Annotated in this window: 15 protein-coding genes; 12 read left to right on the forward strand and 3 right to left on the reverse strand. The window is 69.4% G+C overall.

The window, feature by feature from the left end; all coding sequences use genetic code 11:
* Nucleotides 1-148: 148 nt before the first annotated feature.
* The 7 genes from K7C20_RS12165 (at nt 149) to K7C20_RS12195 (ending at nt 6,066) form a co-directional block, all read left to right on the forward strand.
* Nucleotides 149-1,111, forward strand: coding sequence for a metal ABC transporter substrate-binding protein (locus K7C20_RS12165; RefSeq protein ID WP_030085221.1), 963 nt, complete (start codon nt 149-151; stop codon nt 1,109-1,111).
* A 32-nt stretch (nt 1,112-1,143) separates the two neighbouring features.
* Nucleotides 1,144-1,923 carry a metal ABC transporter ATP-binding protein gene (locus K7C20_RS12170; RefSeq protein WP_030085219.1) on the forward strand — a complete coding sequence of 260 codons (780 nt, stop codon included), beginning with the start codon at nt 1,144-1,146 and terminating at the stop codon, nt 1,921-1,923.
* A gap of 82 nt (nt 1,924-2,005) precedes the next feature.
* Nucleotides 2,006-2,905 (forward strand): metal ABC transporter permease, encoded by a 900-nt coding sequence (locus tag K7C20_RS12175; RefSeq protein ID WP_053209980.1) that lies wholly within the window; start codon nt 2,006-2,008, stop codon nt 2,903-2,905.
* Between the two features lie 140 nt (nt 2,906-3,045).
* Entirely contained in the window at nt 3,046-3,477 is a 432-nt protein-coding gene (locus K7C20_RS12180) for a Fur family transcriptional regulator (RefSeq protein ID WP_037839153.1), read from the forward strand.
* Nucleotides 3,478-3,728: 251 nt separating this feature from the next.
* Nucleotides 3,729-4,085: a WXG100 family type VII secretion target gene (locus K7C20_RS12185; protein ID WP_030085211.1), complete on the forward strand. Its 357-nt coding sequence runs from the start codon at nt 3,729-3,731 to the stop codon at nt 4,083-4,085.
* 196 nt (nt 4,086-4,281) lie between these two features.
* Nucleotides 4,282-5,316 carry a coiled-coil domain-containing protein gene (locus K7C20_RS12190; RefSeq protein ID WP_053209981.1) on the forward strand — a complete coding sequence of 345 codons (1,035 nt, stop codon included), beginning with the start codon at nt 4,282-4,284 and terminating at the stop codon, nt 5,314-5,316.
* A 165-nt stretch (nt 5,317-5,481) separates the two neighbouring features.
* Nucleotides 5,482-6,066 carry a hypothetical protein gene (locus K7C20_RS12195; protein ID WP_160328760.1) on the forward strand — a complete coding sequence of 195 codons (585 nt, stop codon included), beginning with the start codon at nt 5,482-5,484 and terminating at the stop codon, nt 6,064-6,066.
* Between the two features lie 108 nt (nt 6,067-6,174).
* Here K7C20_RS12195 and K7C20_RS12200 read toward each other — a convergent pair whose 3' ends face one another.
* The 3 genes from K7C20_RS12200 to K7C20_RS39265 are packed head-to-tail and all read right to left on the reverse strand — an operon-like array spanning nt 6,175 to nt 8,133.
* Complete coding sequence (locus K7C20_RS12200) at nt 6,175-6,993, reverse strand: isoprenyl transferase (RefSeq protein WP_053209982.1); 819 nt, start codon at nt 6,991-6,993, stop codon at nt 6,175-6,177.
* Nucleotides 6,994-7,049: 56 nt separating this feature from the next.
* Nucleotides 7,050-7,796 (reverse strand): DNA repair protein RecO, encoded by a 747-nt coding sequence (gene recO / locus K7C20_RS12205; RefSeq protein WP_053209991.1) that lies wholly within the window; start codon nt 7,794-7,796, stop codon nt 7,050-7,052.
* Between the two features lie 37 nt (nt 7,797-7,833).
* Complete coding sequence (locus K7C20_RS39265) at nt 7,834-8,133, reverse strand: hypothetical protein (protein ID WP_342452590.1); 300 nt, start codon at nt 8,131-8,133, stop codon at nt 7,834-7,836.
* Between the two features lie 119 nt (nt 8,134-8,252).
* Between K7C20_RS39265 and K7C20_RS12215 the strand changes: the two genes are divergently transcribed.
* The 5 genes from K7C20_RS12215 (at nt 8,253) to K7C20_RS12235 (ending at nt 11,745) form a co-directional block, all read left to right on the forward strand.
* A complete protein-coding gene (locus K7C20_RS12215; protein ID WP_030085193.1) occupies nt 8,253-9,086 on the forward strand; it encodes a helix-turn-helix domain-containing protein in 834 nt (277 codons plus the stop codon).
* Entirely contained in the window at nt 9,068-9,280 is a 213-nt protein-coding gene (locus K7C20_RS12220; protein WP_030085191.1) for a DUF397 domain-containing protein, read from the forward strand. The genes K7C20_RS12215 and K7C20_RS12220 overlap by 19 nt, the downstream gene beginning before the upstream one ends.
* Before the next feature lie 241 nt (nt 9,281-9,521).
* Nucleotides 9,522-10,961 (forward strand): ATP-binding protein, encoded by a 1,440-nt coding sequence (locus tag K7C20_RS12225; RefSeq protein ID WP_053209983.1) that lies wholly within the window; start codon nt 9,522-9,524, stop codon nt 10,959-10,961.
* Nucleotides 10,958-11,386, forward strand: a complete 429-nt coding sequence (locus tag K7C20_RS12230; RefSeq protein WP_030085185.1) for a roadblock/LC7 domain-containing protein — start codon at nt 10,958-10,960, stop codon at nt 11,384-11,386. The genes K7C20_RS12225 and K7C20_RS12230 overlap by 4 nt, the downstream gene beginning before the upstream one ends.
* The gene (locus K7C20_RS12235; protein ID WP_030085183.1) at nt 11,383-11,745 is read left to right on the forward strand and encodes a DUF742 domain-containing protein; all 363 of its coding nucleotides are present in this window, start codon (nt 11,383-11,385) and stop codon (nt 11,743-11,745) included. The genes K7C20_RS12230 and K7C20_RS12235 overlap by 4 nt, the downstream gene beginning before the upstream one ends.
* The last annotated feature ends 17 nt before the right edge of the window (nt 11,746-11,762 follow it).

The following is an 11,762-nucleotide window of genomic DNA, read 5'->3' on the forward strand; positions in this document are numbered from 1 at the left end:
CGAATAGTTCAGGGTACCGGCGGCCGTACCCTCCGGATCAAATCGGTTCCGGATCGGTGGTGGCTCGGTTCCGGCCCACTGTCGCCCCGCTCACACCCACCCTCCCCGTTGTTGACAATCGTTTCCAACTTTGTTGAAAATGAGTGTCATGAACATACGCCGTCATATATCCACCGCGGCCCTCGCCGGAGTCTCGGTGCTCGGCCTGCTGGCTCTGTCCGCCTGCTCCCCCGCCGGCGGCGCCCGCACCGAGGACGGCAAGCTGCGGGTGACAGCGTCCTTCTATCCCATGGAATTCCTCGCCCGGCAGATCGGCGGGGAGCACGTCGAGGTGACCGACCTCACCAAGCCGGGTGTCGAGCCGCATGACCTGGAGCTCAGCCCGCGGCAGACCGCCGAGCTGGGCGAGTCCGGAGCGGTCGTCTACCTCAAGGGCCTCCAGCCCGCCGTGGACGACGCCGTCGCGCAGTCCGGCAACAAGCACGTCGCCGACGCCGCCTCGCTGACCTCCCTCTCAAAGCACGGCACCGAGGTCGACGGCCACCACCACACCACCGGCGACAACCACTCGCACTCCGAGGCCGAGGGCGGCAACGACCCCCACATCTGGCTCGACCCCGTGAAGTACGCCGAGGTCGCCAAGGGCGTCAACAAGACCCTCGCCAAGGCGGACCCGGCCCACAAGGCCGACTTCCAGAAGAACACCGATGCGCTGGTGAAGAAGCTGGACGGGCTGGACAAGGAGTTCCGGGACAAGCTGGAGAAGCGGTCCGCGGACACCTTCCTCACCACCCACGCGGCCTTCGGCTATCTCGCCCAGCGCTACGGCCTGACCGAGGAGGCCATCAGCGGCCTCGACCCCGAGTCCGAGCCCAGCGCCCACCGCATCAAGGACCTGCACACCCTCGCGAAGAAGCACCACGTCTCGACGGTCTTCTTCGAGACGATCGCCAACCCGGCCACCGCCAAGGCCCTGGCCGGTGACCTGCACCTGAAGACCGATGTCCTCGACCCGCTGGAAGGCATCAACGACAAGTCCCGCGGCCGGGACTATTTCGAGGTGCAGCACGCCAACCTCGCCGCGCTCCAGAAGGCGCTCGGCAACAAGTGACGGACACCGCACAGCACGTGACGGAGGTCACCATGAACCAGTCGCCCGCCCAGCCGGTCATCGACCTGCACGGGGCCACCGCCTCCCTGGGAGCCCGCCCCGTGCTGCGCGGCGTCGACCTGACCGTGCGCTCCGGCGAGGTCGTGGCCCTGCTCGGCGCCAACGGCTCCGGCAAGTCCACCGCCGTACGCTCCGTGATCGGCCAGGTCCCGCTCACCGGCGGCGAGCTGTCCCTCTTCGGTACGCCGTTCCGCCGGTTCAGGGACTGGGCCCGGATCGGGTACGTACCGCAGCGCACCACCGCGGCCGGCGGCGTCCCCGCCACCGTCCGCGAGGTCGTCACGGCCGGCCGGCTCGCCCGTACGAAACTGGGCATCCTGCGCAAGGCCGACCGGGCCGCGGTGCACCGCGCCCTGGAGCTGGTCGGCATGGCGGACCGGGCCAAGGACTCCGTCAACGCGCTCTCCGGCGGACAGCACCAGCGGGTGCTGATCGCCCGCGCGCTGGCCGGCGAACCGGAGCTGCTGATCATGGACGAGCCGATGGCCGGCGTCGACCTGGCCAGCCAGGAGGTGCTCGCCTCCGCACTGCGCGAACAGGTCGGCCGCGGCACGACGGTCCTGCTCGTCCTGCACGAGCTGGGCCCGCTGGAGCCGCTGATCGACCGCGCGGTGGTGCTGCGGGACGGCTGCGTCGTCCACGACGGCCCGCCGCCCGAGGCCGTGGGCCAGCACGCGCTGCCCGGCCATGACCATGTCCACCCGCACGCCGATGCGGCCGCGGAACCGATCCGGACGGGGCTGCTGAGCTGATGCCGCGCTCCTCGGGGGACGCCCCCCGCACCCCGGCCCGCCACCGCCCGAGCACCGGCTCCCTTCTGCGAGGACGACCGACATGGAAATCCTGAACTACGCCTTCATGCAGCGGGCCTTGATCGCCGCCCTGATCGTCGGCGTCACCGCTCCCGCCATCGGCATCTACCTCGTCCAGCGCCGCCAGGCCCTGATGGGCGACGGAATCGGCCATGTCGCGCTCACCGGCGTCGGCCTCGGCTTTCTGCTCAACACCAGCCCGGTGTGGGTCGCCACCGCCGTCGCCATCGCCGGCTCCGTCGTCATGGAGCTGATCCGCTGGTACGGCAAGACCCGCGGTGACCTCGCGCTGGCCATGCTGTTCTACGGCGGCATGGCGGGCGGTGTGATGCTGATGAACCTCTCCGACGCCGGCTCCAACGCCAACCTCGGCACCTACCTCTTCGGCTCGATCACCACCGTCTCCCCGCAGGACATGACCACGATCTACGTCCTGGCGGCCCTGGTACTGGCGATCACGATCGGGCTGCGCCGCCAGCTGTTCGCCGTCTGCCAGGATGAGGAGTTCGCCCGGGTGACGGGCCTGCCGGTGCGGCTGCTCAATCTGCTGGTCGCCGTCACCGCCGCGGTCACCGTCACCGTCGCCATGCGCGTCGTCGGGCTGCTGCTGGTCAGCGCCCTGATGGTGATCCCGGTAGCGGCCGCACAGCAGATCAGCCGCAGCTTCGCGGTCACCTTCGCGGTGGCCGTCGCGATCGGTGTCGCGGTCACTCTTACGGGCACCGCCACCTCGTACTACGTGGACGTGCCGTCCGGCGCCACGATCGTGCTGTTCGCCATCGCCCTGTTCGTCCTCTTCACGGCGCTCGCCGCGCCGCTCGCGAAAAAGCGCGCCAGGACTGCCGCAGAGGACGCCAAGGGGTGCACCCTGGAGGTACCCGGCGGCCCCACCGCCACGGACGACGTGAGCGTGGCCGGATGAACGCGGGTGGCGAGGTGGCGGCGGGTAGCTTTCGGCAGACAGCTGTACGCGTAAGCGTCCCCCCGGTGGGCCGGTCATCACCTGGCACAATGGCGGGACGCACGTGCAGGGGGAAGTCCTGACGTTCTAGGGAGGCAACGGTGGCGACGAGCGCGGGATCTCCGGTACGCGGCCGGTCGACGCGACAGCGGACCGCGGTGTCGGCCGCACTCGACGAGGTCGACGAGTTCCGCAGTGCGCAAGAGCTGCACGACATGCTCAAGCACAAGGGCGACTCGGTCGGGCTGACCACGGTCTACCGGACACTCCAGTCCCTCGCCGACGCCGGTGAGGTCGATGTGCTGCGCACCAGCGAGGGCGAGGCCGTCTACCGCCGGTGCAGCACCGACGATCACCACCACCATCTGGTGTGCCGGGCCTGCGGCAAGGCCGTCGAGGTCGAGGGCCCCGCGGTGGAGAAGTGGGCCGACCAGATCGCCACGGAGCACGGCTTCCAGGACGTCGCGCACACCATCGAGATCTTCGGAACGTGCGGGGAGTGCGCGGCCCAGCAGACCGCGGAACAGCAGTAGCAGCAGTCACAGCAGGCACACGGAGGGCCGCCTTCGCATGGAGGCGGCCCTTCCGTCTGCCCGGACCCGCGGGCGTCGTCTTCGCCGGACCCGCGGTCGTCACCTTCGCCGGACCCGCGGTCGTCACCTTCGCCGGATCTGCGGTGGTCATCCTCGCCCGACCTGTTCCCGGGAACAACTGTCAGGTACACGCTGGTGCTAGCCTTGACGCGGCATCAGCGTGGCTCTACGCGCATACCACGGGGGAGAAAATGGGCGTTCTCGGAGAACTCTGGGACGACGGCACGAAGCTGGTCGGCGACGTGGTCGAGATCGGCAAGGACGTCATGATGGCGCCGGCCGAGATCGCGCACTGGGTACTGACCCAGATGTTCGGCGGCGGCGAGGCCGATCTGCAGAAGATCGCGGCCGAGCTGAAGAAGCTGAGCACCGAGCTGGACGGCCTGACCAAGGAGATCAACTCCACTCTGGGCCACCTCACTTGGCACGGTCCGGCATCCGACGCCTTCGTCACCGTCGCGCACGGCCGCGTCAAGGAGATGAACAAGATCTCCGACGACCTCTCCACGCTGGGCACGTCGGTCACCCGGCTGTCCCAGGTCTACTGACACAACGTCAGTTCCGTCCGGGGCGCTGCGCCCGAGGAGTTCACCCTTCACCGGGCTTCGTCTTCACCGGGCACCGTCTTCACCGGGCTCCACATTCACCGGGCTCCCCATCCGCGGAGCCCGAGGCTTTCAGACCGCGATACCTCCTCGGCATGCCGGCTCTTCGCGGTCCCTCACAATCACGGGGGTTGTACGGATGGCAGGCGACACGTTCGGCGTGGAGATGGCGGAACTCGCCAAGATCGAGAAGGACTGGCGCGCGGTCAGCCGGCGGATGCTGGAGCTGAACCAGCAGCTGGGGGAGATCAAGAAGACGCTGGTCACGGCCGCGGGGATCGACCTCGCGACGGCTCCGCTCGCGCAGCTCCCCGGTTTCGGCATCGCCTACCAGGTGCTCGCGGACGTGAAGGACATCGCCGAGGTGAGCGAGCGCCTCGAGGAGAACAAGAAGAAGCTGCTCGAGGAGCTGGCGGGCGACGCCGAGAAGATCAAGAAGGTCAAGGCCGAGTACGAGGCCAATGAGAAGAAGATCGAAGATGAACTGAAGAAGATCAAGCACCGGAAGAAGCACGAGGCCCCCCACTCCCCCGGACACACCGGCGGCGGCTCCGGTGGCGGCGGCAACGGCGGTGGTGGCGGCGGCGGTGGCGGCACCGGCGGCTCCGCCGGAGGGAGCGGCGGCACCGGCCCGGCCCCCACCGAGGGGCACGGCGACGGCAAGTGGGAGACGAAGGGCGACTGGGACGCCTGGTCGCCGGGCAAGCACCACACGACCACCGGTGCCGGCGTCGAGACCGCGCCCGACACCTCCGGTCTGCCGGGCGAGCGCAAGGACATCATCGACCGCGCCCTGGAGCGGGTGGAGCACCGGATCGGCTACAGCCAGTCGGCCACCACCAACGGCTACCGGGACGACTGCTCGGGGTTCGTCTCCGCCGCCTGGGGCCTTCAGCCTCCGGGTCTGAACACCTACGGCCTGATGGGCAACGACACCGCCCACGTGATCACCAAGGACGACCTCCAGCCGGGCGACGCCCTGATCGCCGGTGATCACACCGTCCTCTTCGGCGGCTGGGCCGACAAGGAGCACACCAAGTACATCGCCCTGGAGGACAACGGCTCCCAGGGCACCGTCTCGCACGTCATCCCGTACCCGTACTACTCCGGCGACGCCGCGCACGAAAGGTCGATCGGCCAGCCGTACGTGCCCTACCGCCGCAACGGCCTCTAGGACGCGACCGACGGAGCCGCCCGGGGCTGCGGGCGCCTGGCACCGCAGCCCGGTCCGAGCCGGCCCGCAGCCCGGTCCGGGCCGGCCCCTCAGCCCCGGTCCGAAAGCCGGCCCCTCAACCCCGCCCTGCCCCGCTCTGCCCCGCACACGAGAGAGAACGCCTGCATGTTCACCCGCCGCCTGCTCACCGCAGCCGCATGTGCCGCGGCACTGGCCACGCTCACCTCCTGCAAGGGTGCGGACACGGACGCCTCCCCGGAGGCGACCGCCTCGTCCGCGCCGGCCGCCTCGTCCCCGGCGGCCACACCGTCCGGCTCGCCGGCCCCCTCAGCCCCCGCTTCCGCCTCGGCCTCGCCCGTGAAGGACCTGCCGATCGACCCGGAGCCGACCTCCGACTGCACGCCCGGCAAGTTGGCCAAGGGACCCCGGATGATGCAGGTCATGGCCGCGCCGTCGCACGGCGCGCTCTCCGTCCGGGAGGCGAAGTTCGCCTGTGACCCCAACGGCGGCGGGTATGCGGGAACGGGGAAGGCCGCCCGCCGGTCGCTGGCCCCGGGGGCCACGGCCGAGCTGAGCACCGGCGCGACCGGCCACCGCACGGTGACCGTCGCCGAGCTGACCCGGCACCTCTCCGCCTGCCTGCGGCACGACCAGGTCGAGCCGCCGCTCGCCTGCTCGGGAGACATCTACGAGGTCACCGTGAACGGCTCCGGCGCCGTCTCGCACCTCCGCGAGATCTGGCACTCCTGACGGGGCAGGGCCTGCACGGGAAGAGCCCGGCGGCGTTCAGTACGAACGCCGCCGGGCCCTCCGCATGCACTCCCCCGGGCCGCCTTACGTCGCGGACCGGCCTTCCGCCTACTTCGCGGACTGGCCTTCCGCCTCCGGCGCCGCCCCGAACCGGCGGTCGCGCTTCGCGTACTCCAGGCAGGCCTGCCACAGATTCCGCCGGTCGAAGTCCGGCCACAGAATGTCCTGGAAGACCATCTCGGCATAGGCGCTCTGCCAGATCAGGTAATTCGAGGTCCGCTGCTCACCCGACGGCCGCACAAAGAGATCCACGTCCGGCATGTCCGGGTAGTACATGTACTTCGCGACGGTCTTCTCGTTCACCTTCGACGGGTCCAGCTTTCCGGCCCGCACATCCGCCGCGATGGCCGCCGCCGCATCCGCGATCTCGGCCCGCCCGCCGTAATTCACGCAGAAATACAGCGTCATGGCGTCATTGTCCTTGGTCTGCTCCTGGGCGATCTGGAGCTCCTGCACCACGGACTTCCACAGCTTCGGCATCCGGCCGACCCACCGGATACGAATTCCCAGCGCGTCCATTTCGTCGCGGCGCCGCCGGATCACATCGCGGTTGAAGTTCATCAGGAAGCGGACCTCGTCGGGGGACCGCTTCCAGTTCTCCGTCGAGAAGGCGTACAGCGAAAGATTCTTCACGCCCATTTCGATGCAGCCCTTGAGGACGTCCATGACGACGCCCTCGCCGACCTTGTGGCCCTCGGTGCGCGGCAGCCCGCGCTCCTTGGCCCACCGGCCGTTGCCGTCCATGACGACCGCCACATGGTTCGGGACGAGCTCACCGGGGATCTTCGGCGGCCGCGCACCGGAAGGGTGCAGCTCGGGCGCCTCGTACTCGCGTCGATTGCGGCCCAGAATCCCGCGTCGTGCCATGCGGCCCACGTCTCCTATGTGTCTTGAGGGGCGTTTTGTCTTGAGGGTCGTTTTCGCTATTTCTCTACATACCGGAGGGAACGCAGGCCCCGCTCCAAATGCCAGTGCAGATACGCCGCGACGAGTCCGCTGCCCTCCCGGACATGACGGGCCTCACAGGCGTCCGCGGTCTCCCAGTCGCCGGTCAGCAGCGCACTCAGGAGCCCGATGGCCTCAGAGGAGGGTACGACGCTCCCCGGCACCCGGCAGTCACCGCAGGTCACACCGCCCGCCCCCACGGAGAAGAACCGGTTGGGACCGGGCAGCCCGCACCGTGCACAGCTGTCGAAACTCGGCGCGTAGCCGTTGACGGCGAGCGAGCGCAGCAAAAAGGCGTCCAGCACCAGATGCGGCTCGTGCTCACCGCGGGCCAGCGTCCGCAGCCCGCCGACCAGCAGCAGATACTGCTGCACGGCGGGCTCGCCCTCGTGGTCGGTGAACCGCTCGGCGGTCTCCAGCATGGCCGTCCCGGCCGTGTAGCGGGCGTAGTCGGTGACGATGCCGCCGCCGTACGCGGCGATCGTCTCGCTCTGCGTACACAGCGGCAGCCCGCGCCCGATCAGCTCGCTGCCGCGCGCATGGAACTGCACATCGACGTGCGAGAACGGCTCCAGCCGCGCCCCGAACTTCGATTTCGTCCGCCGCACGCCGCGGGCCACCGCACGGACCCGGCCGTGGCTCCGGGTGAGCAGCGTGATGATCCGGTCCGCCTCACCCAGCTTCTGGGTGCGCAGCACGATGCCGTCGTCGCGGAACAGACTCATGGCGCCATTCTCGCGCATGGGCGGGGGCGGGTGTCCCTCAGGCCCGCTCGCCCCGGCTGCGCGCGTTGACGTAGGCAGTCGCGATCCTCAGGCGCTCCGCGACGGTGTCCTGCCGGGGCGGCGAAGGCTCGCCGGGCGCCGGCGAGGACTCGGCGAGCGCCGCGGTCAGCCGCCGGGCGACGTCCATCGTGCAGCACCCCAGTTCCACGAGCGGCGGGAGGTACCGATGCGCGTACGAGACGGGGTCGGGGTGCAGCGACGGCAGCACCACTCCTACGCGGGCGAGGGCTTCCCGCAATTCCGTCGTCACGGTTTCCACTTCCTTGGGCTGCTTCATGATCGTCCGTACTTTCCGTGGAGGGTTTCACTGTTCGCATTCAGAGCGTGACGGTGCGGAACTAGGCTGGGCAAGGAGATCGGCGCTACAACTGCCGCGCAGCACAAAGGAGTTAGGTTATGGCCAATGCCTCGCGACAAGCGGCCTGGGAATACTGGGGCGCGGAGCTCAAGCGCCGCCGGGAAGAATCCGGCTTAACCCAGGAAGCATTGGGACGACAGGTGTTCGTCTCAGGCGGCTACGTCGGCCAGTTCGAGCAGGCGATCAGGAAGCCGCAGTTGGATGTGGCGGTTCGGATCGACGGAGTTCTACAAACCGACGGTTTTTTCGAGCGGACCTGGCGAAAGCTGATCGACGACCAGCGCTACGCGGATTATTTCGCGGCAGCAGCGGAGCTGGAACGGCTGGCGACGAAGATCTGCGACTTCGAGTCGATGATCGTGCCGGGGCTGCTGCAGACGGCGGGCTACGCGCGGGTGCTCACGCTTGCGAACAATCCGCTCGCGACGGAGGAGTACATCGAGGACAAGGTCCGTGCCCGACTCGACCGTGCGGTGATCCTCAAGGACACTAGGCGGCCCTTGTATTGGGCAGTGCTGCACGAGGCGGTGCTACGCGTGCCGGTCGGTGGACCCGCCGTCATGGCCGGGCAACTGGAGCACATCGCGCGGCTCGCGCGCGAGCGGAAGATCCTGATGCAGGTTCTCCCGTTCGCAGCCGGCGCGTATCCGCTCATGGGTCGCATGCTGACGCTCATGGAGTTCGAGGATGCCCCACCAACCGCCTATACAGAGGGCGTGTATTCGGGGAATCTGCTGGACGATCCGGCCGTAGTGATGCGGGTGCGGGAGGGCTACGATCTGGTCAGGGCCGCCGCGCTGTCGCCGGAGGCGTCCCTGGCCCTGATCGAGTCGGCGGCGGAGGACTACAGACGATGCGCGAGTTCGACCTGAGCACCGCCCAGTGGCGCAAGAGCAGCTACAGCGATGGCAACGGCGGCAGCTGCGTCGAGGTCTCCGACGCCCACCCCGGCGTCGTCCCCGTCCGCGACAGCAAAGCTCCCCACGGCCCCGCCCTGGTCTTCCCGGCCACCGGCTGGTCCACCTTCATCCACGCCGTCAAAGACGGTCAATTTCCGGCCGCCTGACTCGCTTTCACCAGGCGTTCACACCAGTCACACAAAGGCCCCGCCATCCCACTGGATGACGGGGCCACATCACGTTATGGTCCGGGTCATCGCGGGCGGAAGACGACCTTCCGTACTTCTCAGTCCCCCATGGGAAGTGGCCCTCACGGCACGTCAACTGCCCGGTAGCATCCCGTGATGATCGGCAGCACGACGCCGTGATGGCCGGCCGACCCAGTCAGTACCCCAATTGAGGATCTCGATGACATCCATACCGGAGGCGCTGTTGTGGTGCCTCAGCGCAGGTACGGCCGCCGCCGTGGTCCTGGCGGCGCTCTCGATCCGCGCGCGCGGACAGCGCGCCGGCCTGAGAACGCGCCTGTCCGCCGCTGAGGAACAGAACAGCGCCACGCTCCACAGCAATACGGAGCTGTCGGCCCGGCTGCGCGCCACCGAGGCCGAGATCCGGCACCTGGCCGGTACCAGGCTCCCCGACCTGACGCTGGCGCTGGCCCACCCCCATGTGCCGGTACCGGGTCTGAAGGACGCCCGGTTCGCCGGGACGGAGACCGACCACGCGCTGAGCGCCGTACTGGAGCAGGTCAGCGACGCGATCACCAAGGAGCGGGCGCGCGTCGACGCCGCCGCGCAGTCCACCCTCCGCGGCGCGACCACCACCATCCAGGCGCTGCTCTACCAGCTCCAGACGGCGCTTCAGGAGATGCAGCACCGCTACGACGACCCGAGCGTCGCCCAGGACCTGCTGAACGCCGACTTCCTCAACGAACAGGCGCTGCGGCGTATCCAGGCCACCGGTGTCGTCTGCGGCGCCTGGCCGGGGCTCACCCGGGAGGACTCCTACCTCGCCGAGCTGGTCGTCGGCGCCACCTCCCGGCTGCGCGGCTACGAGCGGGTGCAGGTCAGCAACCAGCTGCGCGACCCGGTCGCCGTGGTCGCGCGGGCCGTGGAGCCGATCGCGATCACCGTGACCGAGCTGCTGGCCAACGCGCTGCACCACTCGCACCGTGAACTGCCCGTCACCATCACCCTCCAGCAGGGCAACCGCGGCGCCTCGGTCATCGTCGACGACTACGGCGTCGGTATGCACGACGACGAGATCAAGGCCGCGATGGAGCTGCTGTCGGGTGACGACAGCCTGCTGCTCACCCAGCTCGGCGACCCGCCGCGGTCCGGGTTCGCGGCGGCCGGCCAGCTGGTGCGTCAGTACGGCTTCGGGGTGCATGTCGAGCCGTCGCCGTACGGCGGCGTCCGTGCGGTCGTGTACATCCCGGGTGACCCCCTTCTCACCGTCCTCGACGAGAGCACCCAGCCGATGTCCGTGATGGCCCCCCTGCCGCACCGTTCCGGGATGCCGGAGCGGTCCCGCTCCGCGCTGCCGACCGGCGCCACGACGCCGCCCCCGGCGGCCTCCGCACCCGCCGCGTCCCCCGCGCCCGCCGCGCCGTCCGCCGCCTCCTACGAGGCGCCCGCCCAGCCGGCCGAAGGCGAACTGCCGCGCCGGCGCCGCCGCAAGCCCGTCTCCGAACTCGACGAGAGTGCCGAGCGCACCGACTCGCTTCCCCCGCGCTCCCCGGAGGAGACCGGATCCCGTTGGGCCGCGCTCCAGCGCGGTACCGAATCCGGCCGGGCAGCCGCCCAGTCAGAACCCCCTCGCAGTCCCGAAGGGAACGCTCAGTCATGAACAGCCCCACCCGCCGCCGCGTCGCCGAGGACAAGTCCTGGGTGTTGGCGCCCCTCCTGGAGTTGCCGCATGTTATTCACGCAGCCGTCATCTCCGGCGATGGATTCATCGAGGGCGCCTCGCCGGGCCTCAAGCGTGACTCCGCCGAGGGTGTCGCCGCGATGATGTCCGCGCTCCAGGGCGCGGGACGTGCCGTGACCGCGGCGTTCGCCGAGAAGGACGACACCAGGCTGCGGCAGACCGTGATCGAGTCCGATGAGGGCTTCGTCTTCGCGATACCGGCCGGCGAGAACACCTGCCTCGCCGTCTTCGCCGGCCCGGAGGTGAACATGGGCGTCGTCGCCCACCACATGCAGGTCCAGGTGACGACCCTGGGCAACAAGGTCATGAACAGCCGGGCCCGGGACCTCGGTAACCCGGCATGACCCCGCGCCAGAGCAGCGGCAGGCGCCTCGTTCCGGCCTATCTGGCGACCGGGGGACGCGCCCAGCCCAGCCGCAACACGTTGGACCGGCTCACCCTGCTGCACGGCGTGGGGATGCCGATCACCAGTGAGGTACGCCCGGAGGAGCACCGCATCCTGGAGCTCCTGGAGCCCGGGGCGCTGTCTCTGGCGGAGGTCGCCGCCCACCTTCACCTGCCGGTGAGCGTGGTGAAGGTGCTGGTGGCCGACCTTGTCGATGCCGGGCGGCTGCACGCCCGTGTCCCCATTCCCGAAGCCGAGCAATTCGACCGACAGATCCTGGAGAGGGTTCTCGATGGACTCCGCTCTCTCAAGTCCTAGCCCCGGCACCGGCGCGA

This window comes from Streptomyces decoyicus, from assembly GCF_019880305.1.
Taxonomy (GTDB): domain Bacteria; phylum Actinomycetota; class Actinomycetes; order Streptomycetales; family Streptomycetaceae; genus Streptomyces; species Streptomyces decoyicus.